The sequence below is a fragment of the Egicoccus sp. AB-alg6-2 genome, assembly GCF_041821025.1.
Classification (GTDB): Bacteria; Actinomycetota; Nitriliruptoria; order Nitriliruptorales; family Nitriliruptoraceae; genus Egicoccus.
In genome coordinates this window covers 158079-185009 of sequence record NZ_JBGUAY010000004.1, presented here as the reverse complement: position 1 = coordinate 185009, position 26931 = coordinate 158079, and the positions used below count along the sequence as shown (strand labels likewise).

27 protein-coding genes are annotated in these 26931 nt (G+C 72.2%); 20 read left to right on the top strand and 7 right to left on the bottom strand.

Translation table 11 applies throughout. The features are described from left to right. Nucleotides 1–63: 63 nt before the first annotated feature. Nucleotides 64–1161: an AI-2E family transporter gene (locus ACERMF_RS08165; protein WP_373668564.1), complete on the top strand. Its 1098-nt coding sequence runs from the start codon at nucleotides 64–66 to the stop codon at nucleotides 1159–1161. On the opposite strand, the gene ACERMF_RS08160 is transcribed toward ACERMF_RS08165, so the two are convergent. After that, complete coding sequence (locus ACERMF_RS08160) at nucleotides 1158–2612, bottom strand: DUF885 family protein (RefSeq protein WP_373668817.1); 1455 nt, start codon at nucleotides 2610–2612, stop codon at nucleotides 1158–1160. The two genes, ACERMF_RS08165 and ACERMF_RS08160, sit on opposite strands and share 4 nt — an antisense overlap. A 227-nt stretch (nucleotides 2613–2839) precedes the next feature. Between ACERMF_RS08160 and ACERMF_RS08155 the strand changes: the two genes are divergently transcribed. Beyond that, nucleotides 2840–3613 (top strand): SDR family oxidoreductase, encoded by a 774-nt coding sequence (locus tag ACERMF_RS08155; RefSeq protein WP_373668563.1) that lies wholly within the window; start codon nucleotides 2840–2842, stop codon nucleotides 3611–3613. 33 nt (nucleotides 3614–3646) lie between these two features. Here the strand turns inward: ACERMF_RS08155 and ACERMF_RS08150 are convergent, their stop codons facing one another. Further along, nucleotides 3647–4087 (bottom strand): universal stress protein, encoded by a 441-nt coding sequence (locus ACERMF_RS08150; protein ID WP_373668561.1) that lies wholly within the window; start codon nucleotides 4085–4087, stop codon nucleotides 3647–3649. 12 nt (nucleotides 4088–4099) lie between these two features. After that, nucleotides 4100–5686: a sodium/solute symporter gene (locus ACERMF_RS08145; RefSeq protein WP_373668560.1), complete on the bottom strand. Its 1587-nt coding sequence runs from the start codon at nucleotides 5684–5686 to the stop codon at nucleotides 4100–4102. Between the two features lie 242 nt (nucleotides 5687–5928). Here ACERMF_RS08145 and ACERMF_RS08140 point away from each other — a divergent pair, with 242 nt between their 5' ends. From ACERMF_RS08140 to ACERMF_RS08095, 10 genes are read left to right on the top strand one after another with little or no spacing between them, the layout of a single operon-like run. Further along, a complete protein-coding gene (locus ACERMF_RS08140) occupies nucleotides 5929–7728 on the top strand; it encodes a protein kinase (protein ID WP_373668559.1) in 1800 nt (599 codons plus the stop codon). Further along, entirely contained in the window at nucleotides 7728–8813 is a 1086-nt protein-coding gene (locus ACERMF_RS08135; RefSeq protein ID WP_373668558.1) for an NAD-dependent epimerase/dehydratase family protein, read from the top strand. The genes ACERMF_RS08140 and ACERMF_RS08135 overlap by 1 nt, the downstream gene beginning before the upstream one ends. Nucleotides 8814–8820: 7 nt before the next feature. Then, nucleotides 8821–9351, top strand: coding sequence for a hypothetical protein (locus tag ACERMF_RS08130; RefSeq protein ID WP_373668557.1), 531 nt, complete (start codon nucleotides 8821–8823; stop codon nucleotides 9349–9351). After that, complete coding sequence (locus ACERMF_RS08125; RefSeq protein WP_373668556.1) at nucleotides 9348–9602, top strand: monovalent cation/H+ antiporter complex subunit F; 255 nt, start codon at nucleotides 9348–9350, stop codon at nucleotides 9600–9602. Before ACERMF_RS08130 ends, ACERMF_RS08125 begins: the two co-directional genes overlap by 4 nt. Then, on the top strand, nucleotides 9599–9913 hold the full coding sequence (locus ACERMF_RS08120) for a monovalent cation/H(+) antiporter subunit G (RefSeq protein ID WP_373668555.1): 315 nt from the start codon (nucleotides 9599–9601) through the stop codon (nucleotides 9911–9913). The genes ACERMF_RS08125 and ACERMF_RS08120 overlap by 4 nt, the downstream gene beginning before the upstream one ends. Next, nucleotides 9910–10149 carry a DUF4040 domain-containing protein gene (locus tag ACERMF_RS08115; RefSeq protein ID WP_373668554.1) on the top strand — a complete coding sequence of 80 codons (240 nt, stop codon included), beginning with the start codon at nucleotides 9910–9912 and terminating at the stop codon, nucleotides 10147–10149. The genes ACERMF_RS08120 and ACERMF_RS08115 overlap by 4 nt, the downstream gene beginning before the upstream one ends. Beyond that, nucleotides 10146–10916 (top strand): MnhB domain-containing protein, encoded by a 771-nt coding sequence (locus ACERMF_RS08110; protein WP_373668553.1) that lies wholly within the window; start codon nucleotides 10146–10148, stop codon nucleotides 10914–10916. The genes ACERMF_RS08115 and ACERMF_RS08110 overlap by 4 nt, the downstream gene beginning before the upstream one ends. Continuing rightward, on the top strand, nucleotides 10913–11272 hold the full coding sequence (locus tag ACERMF_RS08105) for an NADH-quinone oxidoreductase subunit K (RefSeq protein ID WP_373668552.1): 360 nt from the start codon (nucleotides 10913–10915) through the stop codon (nucleotides 11270–11272). The genes ACERMF_RS08110 and ACERMF_RS08105 overlap by 4 nt, the downstream gene beginning before the upstream one ends. Continuing rightward, complete coding sequence (locus ACERMF_RS08100; RefSeq protein ID WP_373668551.1) at nucleotides 11265–13070, top strand: complex I subunit 5 family protein; 1806 nt, start codon at nucleotides 11265–11267, stop codon at nucleotides 13068–13070. The genes ACERMF_RS08105 and ACERMF_RS08100 overlap by 8 nt, the downstream gene beginning before the upstream one ends. Nucleotides 13071–13124: 54 nt before the next feature. Next, nucleotides 13125–14123, top strand: a complete 999-nt coding sequence (locus tag ACERMF_RS08095) for an aldo/keto reductase (protein WP_373668550.1) — start codon at nucleotides 13125–13127, stop codon at nucleotides 14121–14123. Here ACERMF_RS08095 and ACERMF_RS08090 read toward each other — a convergent pair whose 3' ends face one another. Next, the gene (locus ACERMF_RS08090) at nucleotides 14124–14540 is read right to left on the bottom strand and encodes a hypothetical protein (protein WP_373668549.1); all 417 of its coding nucleotides are present in this window, start codon (nucleotides 14538–14540) and stop codon (nucleotides 14124–14126) included. It lies immediately after the preceding gene. A gap of 185 nt (nucleotides 14541–14725) precedes the next feature. Here ACERMF_RS08090 and pgmB point away from each other — a divergent pair, with 185 nt between their 5' ends. The 8 genes from pgmB to ACERMF_RS08050 all read left to right on the top strand — a co-directional run bounded on the left by pgmB (nucleotide 14726) and on the right by ACERMF_RS08050 (nucleotide 22873). After that, on the top strand, nucleotides 14726–15385 hold the full coding sequence (pgmB, locus tag ACERMF_RS08085) for a beta-phosphoglucomutase (protein WP_373668547.1): 660 nt from the start codon (nucleotides 14726–14728) through the stop codon (nucleotides 15383–15385). Beyond that, nucleotides 15382–15777 carry a DUF6220 domain-containing protein gene (locus ACERMF_RS08080; RefSeq protein ID WP_373668546.1) on the top strand — a complete coding sequence of 132 codons (396 nt, stop codon included), beginning with the start codon at nucleotides 15382–15384 and terminating at the stop codon, nucleotides 15775–15777. The genes pgmB and ACERMF_RS08080 overlap by 4 nt, the downstream gene beginning before the upstream one ends. Further along, the gene (gene yaaA / locus ACERMF_RS08075) at nucleotides 15774–16538 is read left to right on the top strand and encodes a peroxide stress protein YaaA (protein WP_373668545.1); all 765 of its coding nucleotides are present in this window, start codon (nucleotides 15774–15776) and stop codon (nucleotides 16536–16538) included. Before ACERMF_RS08080 ends, yaaA begins: the two co-directional genes overlap by 4 nt. A 106-nt stretch (nucleotides 16539–16644) precedes the next feature. Next, nucleotides 16645–18156 (top strand): sodium-dependent transporter, encoded by a 1512-nt coding sequence (locus tag ACERMF_RS08070; RefSeq protein WP_373668544.1) that lies wholly within the window; start codon nucleotides 16645–16647, stop codon nucleotides 18154–18156. Next, nucleotides 18153–18281: a MetS family NSS transporter small subunit gene (locus tag ACERMF_RS08065; RefSeq protein WP_373668543.1), complete on the top strand. Its 129-nt coding sequence runs from the start codon at nucleotides 18153–18155 to the stop codon at nucleotides 18279–18281. The genes ACERMF_RS08070 and ACERMF_RS08065 overlap by 4 nt, the downstream gene beginning before the upstream one ends. Nucleotides 18282–18421: 140 nt before the next feature. Beyond that, nucleotides 18422–20386 carry an AAA family ATPase gene (locus ACERMF_RS08060; protein ID WP_373668542.1) on the top strand — a complete coding sequence of 655 codons (1965 nt, stop codon included), beginning with the start codon at nucleotides 18422–18424 and terminating at the stop codon, nucleotides 20384–20386. A gap of 218 nt (nucleotides 20387–20604) precedes the next feature. After that, nucleotides 20605–22344, top strand: a complete 1740-nt coding sequence (locus tag ACERMF_RS08055; RefSeq protein ID WP_373668541.1) for a bifunctional UDP-sugar hydrolase/5'-nucleotidase — start codon at nucleotides 20605–20607, stop codon at nucleotides 22342–22344. Nucleotides 22345–22462: 118 nt separating this feature from the next. Next, complete coding sequence (locus ACERMF_RS08050) at nucleotides 22463–22873, top strand: putative signal transducing protein (RefSeq protein ID WP_373668540.1); 411 nt, start codon at nucleotides 22463–22465, stop codon at nucleotides 22871–22873. A 26-nt stretch (nucleotides 22874–22899) separates the two neighbouring features. On the opposite strand, the gene ACERMF_RS08045 is transcribed toward ACERMF_RS08050, so the two are convergent. From ACERMF_RS08045 to pepN, 3 genes are read right to left on the bottom strand one after another with little or no spacing between them, the layout of a single operon-like run. Continuing rightward, on the bottom strand, nucleotides 22900–23718 hold the full coding sequence (locus ACERMF_RS08045; RefSeq protein WP_373668539.1) for a DUF3097 family protein: 819 nt from the start codon (nucleotides 23716–23718) through the stop codon (nucleotides 22900–22902). 42 nt (nucleotides 23719–23760) lie between these two features. Further along, nucleotides 23761–24297: a beta-class carbonic anhydrase gene (locus ACERMF_RS08040; RefSeq protein ID WP_373668538.1), complete on the bottom strand. Its 537-nt coding sequence runs from the start codon at nucleotides 24295–24297 to the stop codon at nucleotides 23761–23763. Beyond that, on the bottom strand, nucleotides 24294–26894 hold the full coding sequence (gene pepN, locus ACERMF_RS08035) for an aminopeptidase N (RefSeq protein ID WP_373668537.1): 2601 nt from the start codon (nucleotides 26892–26894) through the stop codon (nucleotides 24294–24296). The genes ACERMF_RS08040 and pepN overlap by 4 nt, the downstream gene beginning before the upstream one ends. Nucleotides 26895–26931: the final 37 nt, after the last annotated feature.

The window sequence follows — 26931 nt, the reverse complement described above, 5'->3', positions numbered from 1 at the left end:
GGTGTCCCGGTGCGGGTACCGCCGCGCCGAGGTCCTACGGTCGGCGGGGACCCAGGAGGCCGCGTGAGCGACCAGCAAGTTCCGCCCCCCGGCGCACAACGCCTGTGGCGAGTGGGTCGGAGCGCCTGGGCGTGGCTGGGCATCCTCGGGATCGCCGCCGTCGTCCTGTACGTGATCTCCACCGTGTCGCTGTTGGTGATCCCCGTCGTGCTGGCGCTGTTCCCGGCCACGCTGCTGCGCCCGGTCGCGGACGCCCTGCGCAAGGTCAACGTGCCGGACGCGCTGGCCTCGCTGTTGGCCATCCTGCTCGCCATCGGGGTCATCGCCGGCGTCATCGGCGCGATGGTGCCGCTGGTCGCGGGCCAGATCCCCGAACTCGTCGAGTCGGCGAGCGAAGGGGTGGACGAGATCGAGGCCTGGCTCGACCGCGAGCCCTTCGGCCTGCAGGTCGGCGGCGTCGCCGACCTGATCGAGACCGCCCAGGAGCAACTCGGCGACATGGGGGAGTACGCCGGCCAGGCCGCGGAGGCGGCCTACGCCGCCTTCGAGGCGTTGATCGCGTTCGTCCTGCTGTTCGTGGTGCTGTTCTTCTACCTCAAGGACGGTCGGCGGCTGCGCGACGGGTTGGTCGCCACGGTGCCCGAACGCGGCCGGGCGCGCGCCCGCCAGGTGTTGGACCAGGCCTGGGACACCCTGGGGTCCTACTTCCGCGGCCAGCTGCTGGTCGCGTTCGTCGACGCGGTCTTCATCGGCATCGGCCTGGTGATCCTCGGTGTGCCGCTGGCGCTGCCGTTGGCGGTCCTGATCTTCTTCGGTGGGCTCTTCCCGATCGTGGGTGCGGTGACGACCGGTGCGCTGGCCGTCCTGGTCGCGCTCGCCGACGGCGGCCTGACCACCGGCCTGATCGTGCTGGGCCTGGTGCTGTTGGTGCAGCAGCTGGAGAGCAACGTCCTGGAGCCGCTGATCCTCGGTCGCGCCATCCACATGCACCCACTGGTCGTGCTGCTCGCGATCACCGCCGGTGCCATGCTGCTGGGCATCCTCGGGGCATTCCTGGCCGTCCCGGTCGCCGCGATCGTGGCGCGGATCCTCGACGACGTCCGAGCCGGCCCGCCGCCGCCGTTGCCCGCCGACGCGGTGCCCGCCCCCGGCGACAACTAGGGCGTGAGCGCCGCCGGCAGCAGTCCGAGCGGCGGTGCGCCGAGCGCGAGCACGGCCTCGTGGAACCGCCGCAGCGTGAAGCCGGGGCCCCACTCCCGCCGCGCCTGGTCACGCAGCCGGAGCAGTTCGAGCTTGCCCCACGTGTAGCGGCCGTACGTGGGATCGAAGGTCGCCCGGGCCGCCTCCGCATCGGCGGGAGCCTCGCGCAGCAGCGCGTCCGTCCGAAACCGCGTCACCGCCTCGGGCACGGTCATGGTGCGCCGATGCAGCCCGATGGCGACGGCGAGCCGGGTCACCCGCAGCAGGGCCTTCAGCGCCACGCCGGCACGGAACCGTGGATCGTGGTCGCGATAGCCCTCCTCGACCAGCAGCTCCTCCGCGTAGTGGGCCCAGCCCTCGACGAACGCCGAGGAGTGCAGGCTGCGACGCACGTCGCTGTCGAGGTGTCGCAGGGCGCGCCCGTGCGAGAAGTGGCCCGGGGCGACCTCGTGCACGGTCGTCGACGGCAACGTGGTGTAGGAGAACGCCGACAGCCACGAGCGCTGCAGGTGCTCGTCCCAGGCCGGGTCCGGCGGCGTGATGTAGTACCAGGACGGCCCGTCCGGCTCGTAGGGGGCGGCCCACGACATCATGGCCGTTGCCCAGCGCCGAGACGGAGGACTGGGGGCCACCTCGCAGCGGCCGCCCCAATCGGGCAGCAGGTCACGTTCGTCGACCCAGGCGATCACCTCGGCGGTGAGCGCCCGCGCCGTGGTCAACACGCCGTCGGCGTCGGGATGGTCGTCGAGAAGGCGCCCGACCACCTCGGCAGTCGGGGCGTCGGGGTCGATCGCACGGCACGCCTCCTCGAGCAGCGCGCGCAGCCGGTCGCGCTCGCGGTCGGCGGTCTCCTCCAGCGCGCCGAGGTCGACGTCCATCGCCTCGCCGGCGCCCAGCCAGCGTGCCAGGACCTCGCCCCCGAGGGCCGCGTCGGGATCGCCGTCGCGGGCGAAGCGCTCGAGGTGGCCGACCAGCCGTCCGTGCGCGGCGATGGCCTCGGTCGCCTCCGGCTCGGCGGGATCGATGCCGACGGCCACGCCGTGGACCGAGCGCAGCAGGCCCTGGGCGAGTGGTGCCGGGACGCGGTCGAGTGCGCCGAGACCAGCTTCGATGGTCGCAGGCCAGGCGGCGAGGTGCTGCCGTCGCGCGGCCGCCCGCTCGGCCTCCGGGGCGTAGGGACGGGCGTAGCCGGAGACGTCCAGTGCCTGCAGCAGCGGTCGTGCGCTGCGACGATGCATACCCGCCTCGCCGTATTCGACGCGGACGAGGTCCTCGAAGGCGGCGAGGTGCGCCTCTTCGTGCGCGTCGGACAGGGGGGTGCCCCCAAGGCCCGCGACGGTGGCCATGACGCCGTCCGGTGAGAGGTCGGGGACCCGCCCGTCGAGGTCGTGGCGGCCGGCACTCTCGCGCATCGCCGGCAGCAGCAGCGGCTCCAGCTGCCGGAGCCGTTGGGAGAAGCGGTCGCGGTCGGGACGGTCCGGATCGGTCACGGGCGGCTCCCGGGTCGGGGACGGCGATGCTGGCAGTCGCGACGCGTCGGCGCGGCCGGGTACCCGGCCATTGGTGCGGTCGCCGGTGCACGCCGGCGGTGCGGGTCGCGCAGGCTCGACCTTCCCGCCCCGTCAGCAGGAGCGTCGCCATGATCCGCACCGCAATCGTCACCGGCGCGAGTTCGGGGATCGGCAAGGCCACCGCCGTCGTCCTGGCCGAGGCGGGCTACGACGTCGGGCTCACCTACAGCGCCAACGAGGACGGTGCGCGGGAAACGGCGCAGGAGATCGAGGAGCTCGGTCGACGCGCGTTCGTGGCGCAGCTCGACCTCAGCTATCCGCAACGGGGACCGGACGTCGTGGCGGGGCTCGTCGAGCAGCTCGGCCACCTCGACGTCCTGGTCAACAACGCCGGCGAGGGTTCGGGGACGCCGTTCCTCGAACAGGGGCTGGACGAGTGGCGACGCGTGCTCGACGTCGACCTCACCGGCGCCTTCCTCGTGATGCAGGCGGCCGCACGACACATGGTCGAGCGTGGTCAGGGTGGTCGTATCGTGGCGGTCACCTCGGTGCACGAGCACGTGCCGCTGGTGGAATCGTCGGCCTACTGCGCCGCGAAGGGCGGCCTGGGCCTGCTGCTGAAGGTGATGGCGCTCGAGCTCGGCGAGCACGGCATCACGGTCAACGCCGTTGCGCCGGGCGAGATCGCGACGAAGATGACCGGGCAGCACGACGAGCAGCCGGAGCCGGGCAGCCGCCCCGGGCTGGCGATCACCCGTCCGGGCGACGCGTTCGAGATCGCGCACGCGGTGCGCTACCTCGCCTCCCCGGAAGCGTCCTACACGACGGGGGCGTCGCTGAACGTCGACGGTGGCCTGCTGCTGATGGGGGCCGAGGCGAACCGCCGCCTCGCCGCCTCCTGACGCCGCACGGCTCGCGCGCGGCGGACCATCCGCTCAGCTGCGCACGACGAGCACCGAGCCAGGAGCCTGCCGAACGGTGCTGCCACCGGCCGGCGTGAGCACGCGGTCGACGAGCGAGCCGCTGCGGCTGCCGGCGCCGACCACCAGCAGGCCGGCGTGCAGTTCGTCCTGCACCGCCGCCAGGACGCGGTCGGTCCGTTCACCGTGACGCAGATGGGTGCCCGCGACCTCGTAACCCGCTTCGGCCGCGGCGCCGGCTTCGCGTTCGAGCAGTGCCGCGCCCTCGTCCTCGGTCGTGCGCCGCTGGGTCGGCGTCATCGGCCGTCCTCGCAGGGGCGACGCCGTCACCTTGGCGTGGACCAGGTGCAGCGGTGAGTTCGTGGCGCGACAGATCTCCACGGCCGCCAGCAGCGCGGCGCGGCTGCGGGCGGTGCCGTCCGTGGCGACGAGCACGGGGGTCGGGAACAGCGTCATGCGTGCGCCTCCTCAGATGAACGGGACCACGACCGCGACGGTCAGGACGAGCAGGGCGAGCGACAGCCAGCGGTAGTTCTTGTAGACCGGTTTGCCCTGCAGTTCCTCGCTCTCCCTGGCCCAGGTGCCGCGGTCGAAGACGACCTCGGAGATCGCTTCGCGGTCGGGAGCAGGCGTGGCGAGGGAGATGCCGACGAGGCTCGCCACGCTGAGCACGACCATGATGCCGGTGGCGTAGAGGAACTGGATGTCGTGGAGGTCGAAGATCTCGCCGGCGAAGAACCCGGCGATGCCCAGCGGCGTCACGACGACCAGGGTCCAGAACGCGCCCTGGGCCGATGCCCGCTTCCAGAAGATCCCACCCAGCAGGACGATCACGACCGGCATGGTCACGTAGCCCAAGAACGACTGGAAGTACTCCACGAGGGTGTCGAAGCCGAGGATCACCGGAGCCCAGGCGGCCGCGATGACCATGAAGACCCCGACCATGATGCGTCCCATGCGCAGCAGCTGCTGCTCGGAGTACTCCTTGTCCCGGGTCTTGACGAAGTCGTTGATGACCAGGCTCGAGGCGCCGTTGAGGACCGAGTCGAGCGTGGACATCAGGGCGGCGATCAGTGCGGCGACGATCAGCCCGCGCAGGCCGACGGGGATGAACTCGAAGATGAGGGCCGGCCAGGCGAGGTCCGGGTCCTCGAGGTCTTCGAAGACGGCCCGCGCCAGGATGCCCGGGAAGATCAGCAGGACCAGCAGGGGCAGCTGCATCAGCCCGGCGAACAGCGCGCCCCAACGCCCGTGGTCGAGGTTCTTGGCGGCCAACACGCGCTGGACGACCACGTGGTTGGTGACCCAGACGTAGAACCCGAGCCAGATGGCCCCGGTGAAGATGCCGGGCCACGGCAGGAAGTCGTCGTCGGGCGGCGGGGCGACGGTGAAGCCGCCCTCGGGGGCGAGCTCGGGGATCGCGCCCCAGTCGAAGTCGAACTCGCGGAACACCAGCACGAAGATGACGCCGCTGGCCACGAACAGCAGCACGCCCTGGATCGTGTCGGTGATCATGACGGCCTTGAGCCCGCCCAGGATGACATACACACCGCCGAGCAACGCGATCGCGATGATGTGCACCATCAGCGGGACGTCGGGGAACAGCAACTGCAGCACCAGGGCACCCGCGAACATGGCACCCGCGGAGTCGATGAGCATGCCCGAGATCACCGTGAAGCCGGAGAAGGCGTAGCGGGAGCGTCGGTCGTAGCGCTTCTCCAGGAACTCCGGAACGGTCTGGATCTTCGATTGCAGGTAGATCGGCAGGATCAGCACCGCGAACGCGAGCAGGACCAGCGTGGCCATCCACTCGAAGTTCCAGACCGCGATGCCGGTGTCGTACCCGGCGCCGGCCAGGCCCAGGAACTGGGTCCCCGAGAAGTTGGTGACGATCAGCGAGAACCCCACCAGGGGCCAGGCCATGCCGCGACCGGCGAGGAAGTACCCCTCGGAGTCCTCGGTGCCGCGAGCGACCCAGAAGCCGATGGCCAGGATGCCGACGACGTACAGGCCGATGATGACCAGGTCGATGGTCTGGAGCTCGAACTCGGGCATCCCGCCTCCTGTCGGTGGTCGCTCGTCGCGGTCCGCACCGCGACCCGTGCCGGAGCCAAGTCGGCGGTGACCAGCGGCGCGGCGGCCAGGACGGTGTTCGACCACCAACCTGGTCGCGCCCAGCCCGGCGAGGTGGTGCCGCCACTCGGGAGACGCCCCGCCAGACCGCCCTGCGCGTCGTCGCCCGTTCGGCGGTGACGGACACACGCCCGTGCATCCGACGGACGCTTTCCTCGGGGACGATGACCCCCACGAGCCCTCCACTGCGTGTCGGCGGACGCTATGAACTCGTCCGCCGCATCGCCCGTGGCGGCGGAGGGACGGTGTGGGAAGCCAACGACGAGGTGCTCGACCGCGTGGTCGCGGTCAAACAGGTGGAGATTCCCGACGAGCTCTCCGACGACGAACGGGATCGCCTGCGCCGACGGGTGATGGCCGAGGCCCGTGCGGCGGCGCGGCTGGAACATCCCGCCGTGGTCGTGGTCCACGACGTGCTCGACGGCGACGACGTCGTCAACCTGGTCATGGAGCACGTCGGGGCGCCGACGCTGCGGGAGGTGGTCCAGCAGCGCGGCCCACTCCCCGAGACCGCGGCCGCAGCCATCGGCTACGGCCTGCTCGACGTGCTCACCGAAGCGCACCGGCGCGGCGTGGTCCACCGGGACGTGAAGCCGAGCAACGTCTTCGTGCTCGACGACGGCAGCGTCAAGCTCGGCGACTTCGGCATCGCCGCCCTGGCGGGGGAGGTCAGTCTGACCCGCACCGGCGTCGCGCTCGGATCACCCAGCTATCTCGCCCCCGAGCAGGCACGTGGAGAATCCGCGGCGCCGCCGGCCGACCTGTGGGGGCTCGGGGCGACGCTGTACTACGCGGTCGAGGGTGCGCCGCCGTTCGATCGCCGGACGGCACTCGCCACGGTGCACGCGGTCGTCAACGAACCGATGCGACCGTTCCAGCACGCCGACGCCCTGCGCGAGCCGTTGACGGCGCTGCTCGACAAGGATCCATCGGCCCGCCCCGATCCCGCGCGGGTGCTCGCCCTCCTCGCCGCCGTCGCCGGCATCCCGGCCAGCGCCCTGCCCCCAGCGGCCGAGCCGACCGCAACGTCGGCGCCGGTGACCGCGCCCCTGCCGTCACCGCTACCCGCCGCCGAACCGGCGTCGGCGCCAGGGGCGCCGTCGGATGACGAGGACGAGGTGGTGCGCGCCTCCGAACCCGGGCACGGCGTCGGCCGACGGGCCTGGCAATGGCTCGTGCCGGCCGCGCTGCTGCTCGTGTTCGCCGTCGTCGCGTTCGCCACGCTCGGCGGCGGGACGGATGGGGCCGAGGACGAGCCGCCGCTCGCCGACCGCCCCGACGGCACGTCGGATCCGACCGAGCAGGACAGCGCTCCGACCGATGGTCCCGCGGCACCGGAGCAGGACGAGCAACCGGAAGCCGACGAGGACGCGACGGGAACGGACGATGCGCCGGTGTCCGACGACCCCGGGGAGTCGGTCGACGTGACGGCGGAACCGACGGAGCCCGACGAAGCGCCCGACGGCGGTGACGGCGCCGCGGCCCCGACCGGCGGTTACGTCATTCCCGAGTCGTCGCCACCGGGCGACTGGCAGGTCGTCGAAGGGCCGACCTACCGGGTCGCGGTACCGGCGGGCTGGCAGGAACGCGCCGCCAGCGGCAACCGCACGGACTGGGTGGAGCCGGGTACGGGCGCCTACCTGCGCATGGACTGGACCGACGCGCCCGCCTCCGACCCGTTGGCCGACTGGGAACAGGCCGAGGCCGGCTTCGCGCAGCGCCAGAGCGACTACCAGCGTGTCCGGCTCGAGCCGGCGACCTACCGCAACTGGGAGGCCGCCATGTGGGAGTACACCTACACCTCCGGCGGCGCGGCGCTGCACGCCATCAACCTCAACGTCCTCGCCGACGACCTCGGTCACGCGTACGCGCTCAACCTGCAGGCGCCGGCCGGCGAGTGGGACCGCATCGCCGACCAGTTCCCGGCGATCGCCGGCAGCTTCGAACCGACGGTGGGCGGCTGATGCGGGTCGTGGTGTTCGGCGCGACGGGCAACGTGGGCACCAGCGTGGTCCGGGTGCTCGCCGCGGACCAGACGGTCACCCAGGTGGTCGGGGTGGCCCGCCACCTCCCGGCGGTCGAGCCGCTTCCGCAGGTGGCGTGGCGGGTGGGCGACGTGACCGACCCCGGTGGCGTGCGTGCGCTGGTCCGAGGTGCCGACGCGGTCGTCCACCTCACGTGGTTGATCCAGCCCAGCCGCGACGAGACCCGGTTGTGGCGCGTCAACGTCGAAGGAAGCGCGAACGTGGTGGCGGCCGTCGAGGACGAGGGCGTCTCCGCACTCGTCCACGCGTCCTCGATCGGCGCCTACTCCCCGGGCCCCGCCGACGGTCGCCCGGTCGACGAGTCCTGGCCCACCCACGGCATCGCAACGTCGTCGTATTCCCGCGAGAAGGCCTACGTCGAGCGTCTCCTCGACGCGTTCGAGGCCAGGGAGCCCTCGCGGCGGGTCGTGCGCCTGCGCCCGGCGCTGCTGTTCAAGGCCGAGGCGGCCGCACGCATGCGGCGGCTCTTCCTCGGTTCGCTGTTTCCCAAGGCACTGGTCCGACCGGCAGCGGCCCCGATCGTGCCCGACATCCCGGGACTGCGCTTCCAGGCGCTGCACACCGGCGACGTCGCCGAGGCCTTCCGGCTGGGGGTCGTCCGCGAGGTGCGCGGGGCGTTCAACCTCGCCGCCGAACCCGTCCTCGACCTCGCCACCGTCGCCGAGGTGCTCGAGGCCCGCACGGTGCGGGTGCCGGTGCGCCTGGCGCGGGCGGCGACGCGCGCCACCTGGACCGCCCGGCTCCACCCGGTCGACGTCGGCTGGTTCGACCTGGCGTTGCGTTCGCCCGTGATGGACACGACCCGGGCGAGGACCGAGCTCGGCTGGGTGCCGCGACTGAGCGCCCGCGACGCCCTCCGGGAACTGCTCGCCGGCCTGCGTCACGGCGCCGGCGGGGCCACCCCGGCGCTGCAACCCGACGACTGGCGTGGACGCGTCACCGAGCTCGCAACCGGTCAGGGCGCCCGGGAGATCGACCCGCACCCTGACACCCCGATCGGCTGAGGCACCCATGGACGATGGCAGCGAGGGCACGGGGCGCCGTGGCACCGGGGGCCGGCTCCTCCTCGAGGGCGTCCTCGTCGCCGGCATCTGGCTCCTGTTCGCCGGCAGCCTGCACTGGCACGACCTGCTGGCGGCGGCCGCCCTGGGCGTGGCCGCGACCGTCGGCGGCGCGGCGTTGCGGCGTCGCGTCGGGCACCGCCCCGCCACGGTCGCGATCTGGCTGCCGTTGCTTCCGTCCGTCGCCGTCGGCGTGCTGCGCGACAGCTGGACCGTGTGCCTCGCGCTCGTCGACCTCGTGCGCGGCCGTCCGGTCGGCGGGCGCATCGAGCAGGTGGCCTTCCATCCCGGTACGCCGGACGGAGACGGGGATTCGGCCGCCCAGGCGACCACGCGCCGGGTCGTGGCGACCATCGCCACCACGCTGCAGCCGAACTCGATCCTGGTCGGTTTCGACCGCGAGGCCGGCACGGCGATCCTCCACCTGCTGCGGCCCACCGACGCCCCGAGCATCGACCGGCGTCTCACGGAGCCACGATGACGACCCCCTGGGTCGTGGCGGCCGGTGTCCTGTTGTCCCTGCTGGCGGTGGGCTCGATCACCGTGCTGCGCGGAGACACCCTCGCGCGGGTGGTCGGGCTGCAGCTGGCCAGCGTGCTGTCGCCGATCATCGCCGTGGTGGTCGCGATCGCGACGGGCCGTCACGTCTTCCTCGAGGTGGCACTCGCCCTTGCGGTGCTGTCGCTTGCAGGCTCCCTGGTGTACGCGCGCTCCCTGGAGCGGTGGCTGTGACGGTGGTGGCCGCGCTCGCGCTCGCGGTGGTGGTCGCCACGGCGTTCGTCGCCGTCGGTGGTGTGCTCCTCGCCGACGACGCCCTCGACCAACTGCACTTCCTCGGGCCCCTCGCACACGTCGGTTCCGCCGCGCTGGTCGTGGCCAGCCTGGCGACCTTCGGCCCCGGCGCCACCACCGGGCGCGTCGCCGTCGTCGTCGGTGTCCTGCAGGTGGCCGCTCCCGTCGCGACGCACGCGACCGCCCGGGCCGGCCTCGTCCGTGGCGACGTCGACCGTCTGCGCGGTCATGCCCCGGACCTCGTGGAATGACCATCGCCCGGATCCTGGCGGTCCTGCTCGCCGGCGTCATCGGCACCGCCGTCGTCCTCACCCGCGACGTCGTGCACCAGGCCCTGGTGTACGGACTGTTCGGGCTCGTGCTCGCCCTGGTGTTCCTGCTCTACCAAGCGCCGGACGCCGCCCTCGCGCAGGTCGTCGTCAGTGGCCTGGTCGTGCCGCTGCTGATCTTCGTCACGCTCGCCGAGCTCAAGGGACGGGCCGAGTGAGCCTCGATGCCGGCGCTGCCCGCCGCCGCCTGCTGGTCTTCGCCGCGGCGTCGGGTGTCCTCGTGATCGCGTTCCTGGTGGGCCTGGCCGACCTCGCACCGGCGAGCTCGGCCGAAGGCGACCTGGCGGCGGCGCTGGTGGACCGCGCCGTCGAGCGACGCTCGCCGAACACCGTCTCGGGCGTACTGTTCGACCTCCGTGCCACGGACACGCTCGGCGAAGCACTGGCGCTCTTCGCGGCCTCGGCCGGGCTGCAGCTGGTGCTGCGGGAGCTTCCCGACGAGCGCCGCCGCCGCACACCGCGTCGCGGTGCACCCGGCCGTGACGCCCCGCCGACCTCCGACGCGGTCCGTGCCGCGGCCCTCGCCCTGGTGGTCCCGACCGCCGTCTTCGCGGTCTACGCCACCTTCCGAGGCCACCTCAGCCTGGGCGGGGGGCTGCAGGCCGGCGCCCTGGCCGTCACCGCGCTGGCGCTGGTGTTCCTCGCCGGCCGCTACCGCGCCCAGCGCCACTTCGCCCCCGACCGGCAACTGGACCTGCTCGAGGCCGTCAGCCTCGGTGGCTACGTCGTCGTCGGCCTGGCGGGGCTGGTCGTCGCGGGCGCCTTCCTCGCCAACGTCCTGCCGGTGGGCAGTCTCGGCGTCCTCGTGTCGTCGGGAACCATCCTCGCCCTCAGCCTGCTGGTCGGCATCGAGGCGGGCGCCGCCGTGTTGCTGATCGTGGCCGAGGTCCAGGAGGAGCCGCTCGAGCGGGAGGAAGGCGGGTGAGCGCGTTCGTCGAGATGCTGCCCGTGGTCGTCGCCGCCTGGCTGGTCCTGGTCGGGCTGTACGGCATCGTCACGACGCGCGACCTGCTGCACGCGGTGCTGTGCACGTCCCTGGTCCACTCGGGCGCCTGGTTGCTGCTGGTGGGCGTCGGGTACGGCGCCGGGACGACGGCGCCCGTGGTCGACGACGACCTCGCCGAGGGCGCCGTCCTCGCCGACCCGCTCGTCCAGGCGCTCACCGTCACCGACATCGTCGTCGGGGTGGCCGTCAGCGCGCTGCTGCTCGCGTGCGTGGTCCGGGTGCAACGCCGCTTCGGTTCGCTGGACCCCTCGGAACTCGACGTGCTGCGTGGCTGACGGGACCGGGCTGCTGCCGTTGCTGCTGGCGATCCCGCTGTTGGGGGCCGCGCTGACCCGCCTGCCCCGCGTGCACGGCACCCGCGGCGTCCCCGATGCGATCGCGGTCGTGGCGGCCGCCGCGACCGCAGGCGTGGGCGCGATCGTGACGTGGCGGTCGATGCAGGGACCGATCGTGCACCACCTCGGCGGCTGGGCCCCACTCGACCGCCTGCCCGTCGGGATCCCGCTGGTCGCCGACCCCATCGCCGCGGGTTTCGTGACCCTCACCAGCCTGCTCATCGGCGTGGTGTTCGTGCACCTCGCCGCGGCCGGCGCGCGGGGCGGTGGCCTCACGCACGTCCTGACCGGGTTGCTGCTGGCCGCGGCCAACGGGTTCCTGCTCGCCGGGGACCTGTTCACGATGTTCGTGTTCCTCGAGTTGCTTGGCATCACCGTCTACGCCATCACCGCCGGGAAGACCGACGACCCCGCGGCGCTGCCCGCCGCCATGAACATGGCGGTCACCAGCACGATCGGCGCCGTGCTCCTGCTCATCGGCGTGGCGCTGCTGCACGCGCACCTGGGCACCCCCAACCTCGCGGCGATCGCCGAGGTGATCGACGGACGCGCCCTGGGGACGGGCGCTGGCCTGGCGGTGGGGCTGCTGGTCACCGGCCTGGCCGTGAAGGCGGGGCTGACGCCGTTCCACTTCGCCCACGCCGACCTGCACACCGCCACCACCGTGCAGCACGCGGGCCTCTTCGGCGCCATCCTGCTGCCGTTGGGGATCTATGGTGTGGCCCGCGTCAACGTCGTGGCGCTGGGCAGCGGCGACGCCAGCGGCCCGGTCGCACAGCTGCTCGTGGTCGGCGGCGCGGTGACCGCCGTCGTCGGCGGGGTGCTGTCGCTGTGCCAGAACCACCTCAAACGGCTGCTGGCGTTCTCGAGTGTCTCGCACCTCGGGGTGACCGCCGCGGGACTCGGCGTGACCACCTCGGAAGCCACCGCCGCGGTCGGGCTCTACGTGCTCGGCCACGCCCCGATGAAACTGGGGCTGCTGCTCACCGCCGCCCTGGTGCTCCACCGGACGGGTGCGCTGCAGGTGGGCGAGCTGTCGGGACGCGCGCGCGAGATCCCGCTGGCGACCGGGCTGCTGGCGGTCGGTGCACTCGCCCTGGCGGGTGCACCACCGTCGGGGCTCTTCGCCGGCAAGGCGGCCCTGAGCGAAGCGGCGCAGGCCTCCGGTCAGTACCCCCTGATCGTGGTGTTGTCGCTGTCGGCGGTGCTCACCGGCGCGGCGCTCATGCGACACGTCGTCCACCTCGTGACGGGTTGGCCCGTCCCCGCGGACCCGGCGGGCAGGGTGGCGGAGGCCGACCACGAGCCGCATGCGGACCGCTCGCCGACCCTCGCGCTGCTCCCCCTGTCGCTGGTCGCAGCCGGGCTGCTCACCGGCGTGCTGCCGGGGCTGCCCGACGGTGCGGCCGTCGCGGCGACGTGGTTCCACGACCAGGGCGCCTACGTGGCGGCGGTGCTCGACGACGCCGTGGCCCCGGGCCGCCCACACGTCGAGGGCATCGACGTGTGGAAGCGCAGGGCGGTCGGCAACGGGGTCCTGGCGACGCTGGCGGCGGCGGCCGGCGGCGTGGCCGTGGCGCGGTGGCGCGGCGCCCGTCCGCCCGGTCGCCTCGGCGCGCCGGTGCGTGCGCTACGTGGCCTGCACACCGCGCACATGGGGGACTACACGGCGTGGCTGAGCGCCGGAGCGGCGGTGACCGTGGCATGGATGGTGCTGTCCGGCCGCGGTGTCGGCTAGCCGCCTCGCCGCTCGACTGGTACCTGTCGCCGTCCGCGACCACGAGGAGCCCGCATGACCGACGCCCCACGACCTCTGGGCCGCATCGGTCGCAGCGTCCCCCCGATCGGCCTCGGTTGCTGGCAGTTCGGTGGCGACTGGGGCCGGGTCGGCGACGACGACGCCCTGGCCGCCCTGCACGCGGCGGTCGAGGCCGGGGTGAGGCTGCTGGACACGGCCGACGTCTACGGCGACGGCCGCAGCGAGCGGCTCGTCGCACGACTGCGTCGCGATCTGGGCAGTGACGCCGATGCGTTGTTCGTCGCCACCAAGGTGGGGCGCCGTGCCGACCCGCACGTCCCCGAGGCATACACGCCGTCGGCCCTGCGTGCATGGGTCGAGCGCAGCCGCGAGAACCTCGGCATGGACGCCCTCGACCTGGTGCAGTTGCACTGTCCGCCCCCCGAGGTGCTCGACGACGACGCGGTCTTCGCCGCGCTCGACGACCTGCAGGCGCAGGGCGTCATCCGTGCCTACGGCGTCAGCGTCGAGACGGTCGCCGAGGCGACGCGAGCGATGCAACGCCCCGACGTCGCGAGCCTGCAGGTCATCGTCAACGCCTTCCGGCAGAAACCGGTCGACGAGGTCCTTCCCACGGCGGCCGAGCGGAAGGTCGGCATCCTCGCCCGGGTGCCCCTCGCCAGCGGGCTGCTGTCGGGCCGGTACACCGTCGACACCGAGTTCGCGCCCGACGACCACCGCAACTTCAACCGCCACGGCGAGGCCTTCGACGTCGGCGAGACGTTCGCCGGCGTGCCGTTCGAGGTCGGCGTCCGTGCGGCGCGCGAGTTTGCCGCCCTGGCCCCGGATGGCGTGTCGCCGGCACAGCTCGCCCTGCGCTGGCTGCTCGATCGCGACGCGGTGACGGTGGCCATCCCGGGTGCGCGCAATCCCGAGCAGGCGCGCAGCAACGCGGCGGTCATGGACCTGGCCCCGCTGGACGCGACGACCACCGCGGCCATCAGCGACCTGTACGACCGGCACGTGCGCGAACACGTCCACGACCGCTGGTGATCAACGCGTGAAGGTCTCCGGCCCGTCCGGCAGCTCCACCACGACGCCGACGACGCGGAACGTGCCGTCCGCGTCGGCTTCGAGGTCGACGGTCTTGCGCCCGAGCCGGTAGTCCTCCGTGAGCGCCATCTGCTCGTCACCGCGACGTCCGATGCGCACGTCGGGAGCCAGTTCGTCCTCGGCCAGCCCGAGCATCGCCTCGGCGACCTCGCGTTCGGCCTCCGCGTCGAACACGTCGCCGGTGTCGTTCCCGCCGAGATCGGCGTCGACGCAGTCGGGCATGTCGGGCGCGCACATCCCCGCGGCCGGGTCGGTGCCGACGTCCGAGGCGGCTGTCTGCGCGGCATCGCCGCCGCACCCGGCCACGACGAGTGCCAGGGCGGCGACGGCGGCTGTCAGGTGGGCCTTGCAGGTCATCGTCGACGCCTTTCCGGTCCGCGGACCGTCCTTCGGCACCGCGCTCTACCGGTGTGACGTCCGAGGTGTGCGTCGGGTTGCGAGGTCGCCGCCCGACGTCGGGGACTCGTCGCCTGTGCCGGTTGGCCGCGCCGCCACACGGGCAAGTACCGTGCCGCCCACTTCGCGAGCGACTGGATCCGACCGTGCCCGACGTGCGTCCGCGCGCCGTCATCTTCGATCTCGACGGTGTCCTCACCGACACCGCGGAACAGCACTACCTCGGCTGGCAGCGGCTCGCCGACGAGGAATCGCTGCCCTTCGACCGTGCAGCCAACGAGGCCCTGCGCGGGCTGTCGCGACGTGAGTCGCTCCTCGCGCTGCTCGGCGGTCGCGAGGTCGACGAGCCCACCCTCGAGGCCTGGATGGAGCGCAAGAACCGCTACTACGTCGAGTCGCTGGCCGACATGGGGCCGGCCGACGCTCTGCCGGGCGCGGTCGAGCTGGTCGAGGACGCCAGGCGCCGTGGTTGCCGGGTCGCGATCGGCTCCTCCAGCAAGAACGCGCCGATCGTGCTGGACAAGCTCGGCATCGCCGACCTGTTCGACGCCGTCGCGGACGGCAACAGCGTCGAGCGCGCCAAGCCCGCGCCGGACCTGTTCCTGGAGGCGGCGCGGCTGCTGGGCGTCGCCGCCGGGGACTGCGTCGTGGTGGAGGACGCCGCCTCGGGCGTGGACGCGGCGCTGGCTGCCGGGATGACGGCGGTCGGTGTCGGACCCGCCGATCGGGTCGGCCACGCCGATTACCGCTTCGACCGCACCGCGGACGTCGATCTGGGCGTCGTCCTGCAGGGGAACCCGTCATGACCGCGACGACCGAGCGATCCGACGTTCGCACCACGCTGATGCGGGTCGTCGCGTGGCTGGTGGCCGCCGGCATCCTGGCGCAGGCGGTGCTGGCCGGCCAGGGACTGTTCGTCGACGGCGCGCTGTTCGGCCTGCACGGCGGAATCGGTCACGGCGTCCTGCTGCTGTCGGTCGTCCTGGTCGCGCTCGTGCTGCTGACCGGGACGACGCGGACGACGCTGGTGCTCGCCGTCCTGCTGGTGCTGGGCCTGATCGGGCAGACGGGGCTCGGCTACGCGGGGCGCCGATCGGGGATCGCCTTCGCCTCCTCCCTGCACGTTCCGCTGGGCGTGACGCTGCTGGGGGTGTCCGTCGCCATCGCCGTCCTCGTCGGCCCGCGGCCACGGGCGTGAGTCGGCCGCTCGTCCTGCTGCCGCCGTCCAAGGGCAAGGCGGTCGGCGGCGACGGGCCGCGCTACGAGGACGTCGTCGCGTGCGACCGCGGCCCCCTCGCAGCCGCGCGGCGCGTGATGCTGGACGCGGTGCTCGCCGACGTGCGCGACCTCGGTGGCGCCGAGGTGGCACGGCTCGCCGGGGTCGCAGCCGAGCGGGCCGAGCAGGCACGGGGCCAGCTGCTGGCGCTGGCCGACGCGCCGACCCTGGCGGCGCACGCCCGCTACACCGGCGTGGTCCACGGCAACGCTGGCCTGGCTTCGCTCGACCCCCGGGCTGCGGGTGCCGACGTGCGGGTGGTGTCGCCGCTGCTCGGCCTGGCGGCCCTCGACGACCCGACCCCGGACTACCGCCTGGAGTTCACGGCACGCCTGCCGTCGCTCGGCGGCGTGGCACCGTTCTGGCGGGCCCGGGTCTCCGGGCTGCTCGCGGAGCTCGGTGCCGGACGGCGGGTGTGGGACCTGCTGCCCGGCGAGCACGCACGCATCTGGGAGCCCGGGGTGCGCGACGCACTGGCGGACCTCGTCGCCGTCAGCTTCGTACGCCCGGACGGGCGGCCCGCAAACGCGGCGAGGACGAAGGTCTGCAAGGGTCGGCTCACCGCGGTGCTCCTGCACGCCCCCGACCTCGACGCCCCCGGTCTCGCACGTCGCGCCAAGCCGGGGGAGGGCTGGACGCTGCGGGCGGAACCGGGCCGCGTGATCGCCACGTGCCACCTCTGAGGTCGACGCACGCACCGCGTCGGGGCACCCGCCCGGGGCGGCCATACGCAGCGGCGTCCGAACTGACCTAGCTTCGCGCACGTCCTTCGGCACCGACGAGGTTGGCATGGAACGAGAACGTGAGCAGTGGGGGACCCGCGCCGGCTTCCTGCTGGCGGCGATCGGCTCCGCGGTCGGCCTCGGCAACATCTGGCGCTTTCCCTATGTCGCCTACGACAACGGGGGCGGCACCTTCCTCGTGCCCTACCTGATCGCGTTGCTGACCGCGGGCATCCCGATCCTGGTGCTCGAGTACGCGCTCGGGCACCGGTTCCGTGGCAGCGCGCCGCTGGCGCTGCGGCGTCTGCACCGCCGTGCGGAGTTCCTCGGCTGGTGGCAGGTCGGGGTCTGCTTCCTGATCTCGAGCTACTACGCCGTCGTGATCGCCTGGGCCGTGGCCTACACCGGGTTCGCCTTCGACCTGTCCTGGGGCGACGATCCCGAGACGTTTCTGTTCGAGAGCTACTGGGCTGCGACCGAACCGTGGCAGCTGGGCGGCGTCCGGTTGGGCGTTCTGCTGCCCCTGATCGGGATCTGGGCCGTGACCCTCGCCGTCCTCGTCGGTGGCGTGCGCCGCGGGGTCGAGCGGGCGAACCGGGTCCTGATCCCGCTGCTGCTGGTCACCTTCGGGGTCCTGGTGGTGCGGGCGCTCACCCTGCCGGGCGCCACGGACGGCCTCGAGGCGCTCTTCGCCCCGGAGTGGGGCGCCCTCGGCGACAGCAGCATCTGGGTCGCGGCCTACGGGCAGATCTTCTTCTCGCTCTCCGTCGGCTTCGCGATCATGATCACGTACGCCAGCTACCTGCCGCGACGAGGCGCCGATCTGACCACCAACGCGTTCATCGCGGGCTTCGCGAACTCGTCGTTCGAGCTGCTGGCCGGACTCGGGGTCTTCGCAGCGATCGGGTTCCTCGCCGGCGTCCAGGGCGTCGGGGTCGGCGACGTCGCGGCGGGTGGCGTCGGGCTCGCCTTCGTGATCTTCCCGGCGATCGTGTCGGAGTTGCCGGCGTTGAACCGGTTGTTCGGGGTGCTGTTCTTCGCCTCGCTGGTGGCGGCGGGGCTCTCCTCGCTCATCTCGATCACCGAGGCCAGCACCTCGGCCGTCATGGACAAGTTCGGGTGGTCGCGGCCGCGCGCGGTCGGCGTCTTCGGCGGCGCGACCGCCGCGATGTCGCTGGTGTACGCGACCGGCCTCGGCCCGACGCTGCTCGACGTGGTCGACAACTTCGTCAACAGCTTCGGCGTCGCGGCCGTGGGGCTCGCCCAGGTCGTCGTCATCGCGTGGTTGCTCCGCCGGCTCGGGGAACTGCGGCGACACGCCGACGCCGTGTCCGAACTGCCGCTCGGCCGCTGGTGGACCATCGCGCTGGTCGCTGTCACGCCTGTGCTCCTGGGGGCGGTGACCCTCGACAACCTGCGCCGCGAGCTGGCCGAACCCTACGAGGGGTTGCCCACGGAATTCCTCGTCGTCTTCGGCTGGGGGGCCGCCGCACTCGCCGTGGTCATCGGCGTGATCTTCACCGCCCGGCCCTGGCACGATCCCGCCGTCACCGACGACGAACCCGAGGTGTCGCGATGAGTACCGGTGCCGTCGTACTGATGGTGCTCGCCCTGCTGCTCGTCTGGGGTGGGTTCGCCGCCAGCATCACGTTCGCCGTCATGCGCTCGCGCGGTCGTCGAGCACTGGGCGGACGCGACACCTGACGGCCAAGCGGCCGTTCCGGGCGACAGCGCGCGCACGAGCGCGCGCCTGGACAGCTGTTGGCCGTTGGCCGAAGCCGAGGGTCCGCCACCGCCGTTCACTGTGCGTGGAAGAGCAGCCGCGGAGCGTAAGAGGTGGGCGCATGGGGAGCGAGTCGGTGGCATCGACCGGAACCGGGGCGAGCGCGAGCGTGGCCTCGGCACTCGGGGGTGCCTTCCTCGGCTCCTCGTCGGCCGACGTCGGCACGGCCCGTGAGCAGCGCCGTCAGGCCCGGTTGCGCCGGCTCGCGCTGCTGCTGTCGTTGCCGCTGCTGTTCCTGTGGTACCGGATCCTCGACGGGCGCCCGTTCCAGGTGTTCGCGTTGCCCGGGATGCCGGAAGACCCGATCCTCTACGTCATCCCGGCCGTGTTCGTCGTCGCGATCCTCGTCATCGTCGCGATGCCGCTGGCCAGCGGACGCTCGCCGCACCTGACGTTCCGCCCCGAGCAGATCGAGGTCGGTCTCGCCGACGTCAAGGGCATCGATCCGATCGTCGAGGAGGTCGTGCGCACCCTCAACACGTTCATGGGCTACGCACGGTTCCGCGACCAGCTCGGCGGTACCCCACGCCGGGGCCTGCTCTTCGAGGGACCGCCGGGGACGGGCAAGACCCACCTCGCGAAGGCGTTGGCCCGCGAGGCGGGGGTTCCGTTCCTGTTCGTTTCGGCGACCAGCTTCCAGTCCATGTGGTACGGCGCGACGGCCCGCAAGATCCGGGCCTACTTCCGGGCACTGCGCAAGGCCGCACGCAAGGAGGGCGGCGCGATCGGCTTCATCGAGGAGATCGACGCGATCGCGACCGTCCGCGGCGGCATGAACGCGACCCCGATCGGGACCCTGCGCGTCGAGGGGATGATGAGCGAAGGCACCGGCGGGGTCGTCAACGAGCTGCTGATCCAGATGCAGTCGTTCGACCAGCCTCCGTGGTACGAGCGGGCGCGCAACACCGTCACCGACGGTCTCAACAGCCTCCTGCCGGCCCACCGTCAGCTGCGACGGCGCCCGTCGGTCTACAACAACCTGTTGCTGATCGCCGCGACGAACCGCGCCGACCGGCTCGACCCCGCCATGCTCCGCCCGGGCCGCTTCGACCGCCGACTCACGTTCGAGCCGCCGGCCCGGGCGGCCCGGCGCGACCTCGTCGACCACTTCCTCGGCCGGAAGGCGCACGCCGACGAGCTCGGTGGGGACGAGTTGCGCGACGCCCTGGCGGCGCAGACCTTCGGCTACACGCCGGTGATGATCGAGCATCTCCTCGACGAGGCACTGCTCAACGCGCTCCGCGACGGCCGCGACGCCCTCAACTGGCGTGACGTGCAGTCGGCCCGCCTCAACGAGGAGGTCGGCATGAAGCACCCGGTCGCCTATACCGAGCACGAGCGCCGGGTCGTCGCCACCCACGAGGCGGGGCACGCCACGATCGCCTTCCTGACCCGGCGGCGCAAGCTCGAGATCCTCTCGATCGTGAAGCGCTCCGGCTCGCTCGGCCTGCTGGCCCACGGAGATCTGGACGAGGTCTACACCCGCTCGCGCAGCGAACTGCATGCCCTGGTCGACATCGCCATGGGCGGCATGGCGGCCGAGGAGCTGTACTTCGGCGAGTCCTCGACCGGACCCAGCGGCGACCTGCAGGCGGCAACGCGGGTGGCCTGCGAGGCCATCGGCGCCGCCGGTATGGGTGGCAGCCTGGTGTCGCTCGCCGCCGTCGAGAACGGCCCGCTGGGCGACACCAACCTGGTCGGGCGCACGCTCGCGGACCCCAACACCCGTCCCGAGGTCGACCGGCTGCTGGCCGTTTCGAAGGCCCGGGTGCGCGCACTGCTCGACGCCAACCGTCACATCCTCGAGGCGCTCCGGGACGCGTTGCTCGACCGCGACGAGCTCGTCGGCGACGAGATCCTGGAGGTGGCACGCGCCGCCGGTGCGCCGGTCACCGACGGACTGCAGGTCGAACGGCGCGGCCAGGACCGCCGCCGCAACGACCACCTCGCCGACGGCGACCTCGACGCCCCCTGGCTGGAGGTTCCCCCCGACGCCGATGCGACGGACGGGCGCGTCCGCCGCTGAGCGGCCGCCCCGGCCGCCCCGACGTGTGTGGAGTCGAATTGCGGCACAGGATCCGTCGGTCGCGCCTAGACGACAACGACCGGGATGGCCATGCCGGGCGCGGTCGGCGCGCCGGATCGCCCCCGGCGATCAGCAAGTCTGGGCCTTCAGGGGGAATTCAGGTTTGATGGCGGTGGGCCGGAGCATCCGGCCGCTCCGCCGATCACCGAGGTACCAACGTGTCCGGACCTTCACGTGTGTGGCGGCGGGCGGCGCCTGCTCTGGCCGCCTTCGCCGCGCTCTCCATCGCCGTACCCAGCGTCGCTGCCGCTGCGCCCGGCGGCATCCCCGGCCGGCCGGCAGCCAAGCCGAAGCCGCCGATCGAGGTGCAGATCCTCGCGCTCAACGATTTCCACGGCAATCTCGAGGGTGGCACGCTGAACACCGGCGGCACTCCCTCGGGTGGTGCCGAGTACCTCGCCACCCATGTGGCGCAGAAGCGGGCCACGAACCCGAACACCGTGGTCGTGTCCGCCGGTGACCTCATCGGCGCCAGTCCGCTGCTGTCCGCACTGTTCCACGACGAGCCGACGATCGAGGCGATGAACGCCATCGGCCTCGACATCAATGCGGTGGGCAACCACGAGTTCGACGAGGGAGCCGAGGAACTGCTGCGGATGGCCAACGGTGGCTGTCGCGAGGGCGAGGCAGGCGATGTCTGTCGCGAGCTCCGGACCTTCACCGGGGCCGACTTCGACTTCCTCGCCGCCAACGTCCGCTGGGAGGACACCGGGAAGACGGTGTTCCCGCCCTACGTCGTCAAGGACTTCGAGCGCGGCGCCAAGATCGCCTTCGTCGGCATGACCCTCGAGGGCACGCCGACCATCGTCACGCCCGAAGGTGTGGCGGGGCTGACGTTCGCGGACGAGGCCGACACGGTCAACGCGCTGGTGGGCGAGCTCGAGCGACGTCGTGTCGAGAACATCGTGGTGCTTCTGCACGAGGGTGGGTTCGCTGGTGGCGGCATCAACGGTTGTACCAACATCTCCGGCCCCATCGTCGACATCGTCAACCGCATGCATGCCCAGATCGACGCGGTCATCACGGGCCACACGCACGCCGCGTACAACTGCATCATCAACGACATCCCGGTCACGAGCGCGTCGTCCTTCGGGCGGGTGCTGACGGACATGGACGTCACCATCGACCCCGACACCCGTCGGATCACCAAGATCAAAGCGAACAACGGCATCGTGACCCGCGACGTCCCGCCAACGACCGCGATCACCGACATCATCGAGCGCTACCGGCCGTTCTACGCGCCGCTGGCGAACCGGATCATCGGCCTCATCCAGGGCGGCACGGTCATCAGCCGCAGTACCGATGCGGCCGGCGAGTCACCGATGGGGCGGGTCATCGCCGACTCGCAACTCGAGGCGACGACGCCCGCCCATCTCGGCGGCGCCCAGGTCGCCTTCATGAACCCGGGCGGTGTGCGCGCCGACCTGGTGGGCAATGCGAACGGCGAAGTGACCTACGAGGCGGCGTTCACCGTCCAGCCGTTCGGCAACAGCCTGGTCACCATGAACCTCAGCGGAATGCAGATCGACCGCATGTTGGAGGAGCAGTTCTGCGGCGGCAACGACGGCGTACGGGCCGGGCACAAGGTGCTGCAGGTCTCCGCTGGATTCACCTACACCTACGACGGGCTCGCTCGCGGTACTGCGAACTGCGACGACGCGAACGCCGTCGCCTTCGAGTCCATCCAGCTCCACGGCCAGCCGCTGGTCGCCACGCAGATCTACCGCGTGACGGTCAACAGCTTCCTTGCAACGGGCGGGGACAACTTCCCGGTGCTGGCCCAGGGCACCAGCCGGCTCGGTGGGGCACTCGATCTCGACGCCCTCGAGTCGTACTTCACCGCCCGCCCTGAGGGCGTTCTCGCGCCGACGGACCCACGGATCACACGGCTGAACTGAGGCTCCGGGCTCTGTGGAGTCGTTCGGCCATACTGGTCGAACGACTCCACGGACCAGGCTGGGCTCCTGCCCGTGGCTGGCGTCGTACCCTGCTCGGGGACGACGACGCGGAGGCGGCATGGCCAGGATCGACCGGTTCACGAGCCGCACCGAGGCCGAGCTCGCGCGGGCCGTGCTCGAGGCGAACGGCATCCACGCCTACGTGTCCGGCGACGACGCCGGCGGGTTGCACCCCGAACTGCCCTACGGCATCGGTGGGACCGCCGTGGTGGTCTCCGACGACCACTACGCGGACGCCATCGCCCTGCTCGACCACGAGTACGGCGCGGACCCGGCCGACGCCGCGGCGCTCGAGACGGAGGCGCTCGCCTCCGGCGGCGAGGTGCGCGACGACGTCCGTTCGCGGGACACCGCCGACGCAGGGACCGCTCCGCGGTCGAACTGGCGGCCTGCGGTCGTCGTGCTGCTCGTGGTCACCCTCGTCGTCGCCGTGCTCGCCACCGACGCGATCTCGACCCTGCTCGGCTGACGGGCGCGGGGGCCCGCCGGTGCCGGTCATGACGTCGGCGGCTCGGTCACGAAGTCGATGAGCTCCTCGACGGCACGGATCAGCGAGCGGTCGAGATCGCGCCAGGTCGTCACCGACGTGCGGATGCGGCGCCACACCTCGTGGTGATCGGGGAAGCCGAGTCGCCGAGCCACCCCCTCCTTCCACGGCTCGCCGTGGGGGACCTCGGGCCAGGCGTCGATCCCGATGACCTCCGGCCGCACGGCCTGCCAGACGTCGACGAACGGGTGGCCCGTGACCAGCACGTGGGGGTGACGGACCGTCGTGGCGATGCGCGACTCCTTGGTGCCACCGACGAGGTGGTCGAGCAGCACGCCCAGTCGGCGCTGCGGCCCGGGTGCGAAGGCGCGCACGACGGCGTCGAGGTCGTCGGCACCGTGCAGCACCTCGACGACCACCCCTTCGACGCGCAGGTCGTGGCCCCACACCTGCTCGACGAGTTCGGCGTCGTGCACCCCCTCGACGAGGATCCGGCTGCTGCGTGCCACCCGGGCGGGGGCGTCGGGAACGGCCACCGACCCGCTGTTGGACACCGGCGCGGCGGTCGGAGGCGCGGCCGGGCGGGACGGGGCGACGAGCTTGACCTGGGTGTCGTCGACGCGGAACAGGCCGGGCTCGAGCGCGAAGCGGCGTTCACGGCCACGACGATCGCGCAGCACCACCTCGCGCGCGGTGCAGCCGACGACGCTGCCGACGAACCCGCCGTCGGCCTCGACCACCAGACCACGCGTCACCGTCACGGTCGGCACGACCCGGCGATGGGCACGCGGATCGGCCAGGACGTCGTCGCCGTAGGGGTCACGCATCGCGGTGATCGCGGTCGGTGGTCGCCGTCGAGCTGATGCCGGTCACACCGGAGGCGCCGCCTCCGGCGCCACGACCTGCTCGAGCGCACCCGTCTCGACGTCGAACAGATAGGCGGCCAGTCCGAACCCGTCGGGGCGGTCCGGCCACTCGAGCAGGGTCCGTGCATCCTCGCGCAGCGCCTCGCGTGGGTCCCGGAAGGTGCCCCACTCGCGACCCGCCGGGGCCCGCCCCATCGTGGCGGCGAGTCGTTCGTCGATGGTGCCCGCGGGGTCCAGCACGCCGCAGTTGGTGTGCGCGATGAGGGCCACCGACCGGGTGTGCAGCAGATGCGTCGACAGCGCCAGCGACCGCAGGACGTCGTCGGTGACGCGGGCGCCGGCATTGCGGATCACGTGGGCGTCGCCCAGCTCCAGCCCGAGCACCGCGAACACGTCGATGCGCGCGTCCATGCAGGTGACGACCGCGAGGTGTCGCGACGGCGCCACGGGCACCATGTGGTGGCCGCCTTCGCGCGCGTAGGCGTCGTTGGCCGCGGCCAACTCGTCGAAGATCGCCAGGTCGGCGTCGTGGCCGCTCATGCTGCGGCGTCGCAGGCGCGGGCGTCGAGCGTGCGGACGAGGGTGTCGCGCTGCTCGAGCAGGACGCGTCGCAGGGGACGGAGCAGATCGTCGCGCTGCAGCGTGGTGTCCACGGTCTCGAGCAGGTCGGGCGAGGCGGCCCACTGCGGGAACATGCCCTCGGAGAACTCCAGTGCCCAGTCCAGCGACCGGTCGCGCCAGACCCCGTCCAGCGCTTCGAAGTACCGCGCGGTGTAGGGCGCCAGGACCTCGACCTGGTCGAGCTGGCTGAATCCGCCCCACAGCTGGCGCGACACCGTGTGCGACAACGAGGTGTCCTCGATGAGTTGACGCCAGGCGGCCTCCTTGGCCTCGGCGCTCGGCCGTACCGCCCGGGCGGTCGCCGCCTGTCGACGGCCCAGGTCGGTGTCGTCGCGTTCGAGTTCGGCCGCGATCCGTTCCTCGCCGACGACGCCGGCGCGCGCGAGGGCGGTCACCAGGTGCCATCGCAGGTCGGTGTCCACCTCGACGCCCTCGAAGCTCAGATCGCCGTCGAGCAGGCGCTGGACGTCCGCGATCTGCGTCGCGTCGGTGCGAGCGGTGGCGGCCCAGTGCCGCAGCACCGCCAGCTGGTGGTCGCTGCCCGGCTCGAGCTCGCCCAGCAGGTCACGGGCGTGCATCGTCAGGCGGCGCAGCAGGCTGTCCCGGGCCGAGGGCGCCGCGTAGCGTTCGGCCGCTCCGACAGCCCGCAGCAGCAGGCGCTGCAGGACGCCCACCTCGGACTCCGAGGCGACGTTGCTGACGACGAGGTCCACGTAGCGGCTCGCCGGCAGGCGTCCGTCGCGCACCATGTCCCAGCTGGTCGCCCAGACGAGGGCGCGCGCCAGCGGGTCGACCAGCGCGTGCAGGTCGGTGGTCAGCACGCCGGTACTGGTCGGGTCGAGCTCGACCTTGGCATAGGTCAGGTCGTCGTCGTTGACCAGCAGGACGTCGCCGGCCGCGACGCCGACGAGGTCCTTGACGCTCGTACGCTCGCCCTCGACGTCGAGTTCCACGCGCTGGTCGCGCACCAGACCGGCATCGGTGCGGCGGTACACGCCGACGGCGACACGGTGGCTGCGCAGGATCGGCTGCTGGTCGGGGACGCCGGGCAGGCCGTGCCACGTCGGCGCCGGGGCCGACTGCACGATGGTCACCTCGGCGTAGGTGCCGTCGTCGGCGAGCTCGATCTCGGGGGTGAGGGTGTTGACCCCCGTGGTGAGCAGCCATTGGTCGCGCCAGGTGGCGAGATCGCGGCCGCTGGTGCGCTCGAGTGCGGCCAGGAAGTCCCCGAGGTCGGTGTTGCCCCAGGCATGGCGCTGGAAGTAGTCGCGCACGCCGGCCAGGAAGGCGTCCTGACCGACCCAGGCGACCAGCTGACGCAGCACCGAGGCGCCCTTGGCGTAGGTGATGCCGTCGAAGTTCTGGTGCACCGACTCGACGTCGGGCATCTCGTCGGCGACCGGGTGGGTCGACGGGAGCTGGTCCTGCATCTTCGCCCACGCCTTCTCGGCGTCGAGGAAGGTCACCCAGGCGTTGGTCCAGCGGGTCGCGTCGGCCTGGGACAGCACGGCCATGAAGGTGGCGAACGACTCGTTGAGCCACAGGTCGTCCCACCAGCGCATGGTGACCAGGTCGCCGAACCACATGTGCGCCATCTCGTGGAGGATGGTCTCGGCACGCCGCTCACGGTTGGCGTCGGTGACCTTGCTGCGGAAGATGTAGACCTCCGAGAAGGTGATCGCGCCGGGGTTCTCCATGGCGCCGGCGGAGAACTCGGGCACGAACAGCTGGTCGTACTTGCCGAACGGGTAGGGGGCGTCGAACACGTCCTCGAAGTAGTCCAGGCCCTGCTTCGTCACGGTCAGGATCTCGGGCGTGTCGAGGTAGTCCGCCAACGAACGTCGGACGTAGACGCCGAGCTCCATGCCACGGTGTTCGTCGGTCACCGTCGCATAGGAGCCGGCGACCACGGCGGTGACGTAGGTCGACAGCACGGGCGTCGTCTCGAACACCCAACGTCCTGCCTCGCCCTCCTCGGGACGCTGCACCGCGCGACCGTTGGAGACGACCACCCATTCCTCGGGCGCGTCGACGCTGAGCGTGAAGGTCGTCTTCAGGTCGGGCTGGTCGAAGCAGGGATAGACCTGGTGGGCCTCGAACGGCTCGAACTGGCTGTGCAGGTACACCCGGTCGTCGGTGGGGTCGACGAAGCGGTGCAGCCCCTTGCCCTCGTGGCGGTACGCCATCGTCGCGACCACGGTCAGCTCGTGCTCGCCGGCCGGCAGCTCGGGCAACCGGATCCGCGTGGGCTCGATCACGGCGTCCGACAACGCGCGGCCGTCGAGCTCGACGCGCTCGACCTCACGCGCGGTGCAGTCGAGGAAGGTGCTGCCCTCGGCGGCCGTGCGGAACCGGATCGTCGAGGTGGCACCGAAGGTCTCCGCCCCGGTCGTCAGGTCGAGGTGGACCGTGGTCCGGACGTCGCTGACCAACGCGGCACGTTCACGCGCTTCGTCACGGGTGAGGTTCTCCCGAACGCTGCCGTTGCCGGCATCGGGGGTGGTGTGGCTGCTCAAGGTCGACGTCCTCGGAGAGCTGGCGGAAGGCGGCAGG

Excerpts from the sequence above, each read along its gene's own strand:
- ACERMF_RS08090 (WP_373668549.1), bottom strand. The coding sequence starts at position 14,540 with ATGACCTGCAAGGCCCACCTGACAGCCGCCGTCGCCGCCCTGGCACTC.
- ACERMF_RS08045 (WP_373668539.1), bottom strand. The coding sequence starts at position 23,718 with ATGCGTGACCCCTACGGCGACGACGTCCTGGCCGATCCGCGTGCCCAT.
- ACERMF_RS08115 (WP_373668554.1), top strand. The coding sequence starts at position 9,910 with ATGACCATCGCCCGGATCCTGGCGGTCCTGCTCGCCGGCGTCATCGGC.
- ACERMF_RS08160 (WP_373668817.1), bottom strand. The coding sequence starts at position 2,612 with ATGCGCGAGAGTGCCGGCCGCCACGACCTCGACGGGCGGGTCCCCGAC.
- ACERMF_RS08095 (WP_373668550.1), top strand. The coding sequence starts at position 13,125 with ATGACCGACGCCCCACGACCTCTGGGCCGCATCGGTCGCAGCGTCCCC.
- ACERMF_RS08060 (WP_373668542.1), top strand. The coding sequence starts at position 18,422 with ATGGGGAGCGAGTCGGTGGCATCGACCGGAACCGGGGCGAGCGCGAGC.
- ACERMF_RS08150 (WP_373668561.1), bottom strand. The coding sequence starts at position 4,087 with ATGACGCTGTTCCCGACCCCCGTGCTCGTCGCCACGGACGGCACCGCC.
- ACERMF_RS08155 (WP_373668563.1), top strand. The coding sequence starts at position 2,840 with ATGATCCGCACCGCAATCGTCACCGGCGCGAGTTCGGGGATCGGCAAG.
- ACERMF_RS08125 (WP_373668556.1), top strand. The coding sequence starts at position 9,348 with ATGACGACCCCCTGGGTCGTGGCGGCCGGTGTCCTGTTGTCCCTGCTG.
- ACERMF_RS08070 (WP_373668544.1), top strand. The coding sequence starts at position 16,645 with ATGGAACGAGAACGTGAGCAGTGGGGGACCCGCGCCGGCTTCCTGCTG.
- ACERMF_RS08065 (WP_373668543.1), top strand. The coding sequence starts at position 18,153 with ATGAGTACCGGTGCCGTCGTACTGATGGTGCTCGCCCTGCTGCTCGTC.
- ACERMF_RS08040 (WP_373668538.1), bottom strand. The coding sequence starts at position 24,297 with ATGAGCGGCCACGACGCCGACCTGGCGATCTTCGACGAGTTGGCCGCG.
- ACERMF_RS08080 (WP_373668546.1), top strand. The coding sequence starts at position 15,382 with ATGACCGCGACGACCGAGCGATCCGACGTTCGCACCACGCTGATGCGG.
- ACERMF_RS08135 (WP_373668558.1), top strand. The coding sequence starts at position 7,728 with ATGCGGGTCGTGGTGTTCGGCGCGACGGGCAACGTGGGCACCAGCGTG.
- ACERMF_RS08050 (WP_373668540.1), top strand. The coding sequence starts at position 22,463 with ATGGCCAGGATCGACCGGTTCACGAGCCGCACCGAGGCCGAGCTCGCG.
- ACERMF_RS08130 (WP_373668557.1), top strand. The coding sequence starts at position 8,821 with ATGGACGATGGCAGCGAGGGCACGGGGCGCCGTGGCACCGGGGGCCGG.
- ACERMF_RS08145 (WP_373668560.1), bottom strand. The coding sequence starts at position 5,686 with ATGCCCGAGTTCGAGCTCCAGACCATCGACCTGGTCATCATCGGCCTG.
- ACERMF_RS08140 (WP_373668559.1), top strand. The coding sequence starts at position 5,929 with ATGACCCCCACGAGCCCTCCACTGCGTGTCGGCGGACGCTATGAACTC.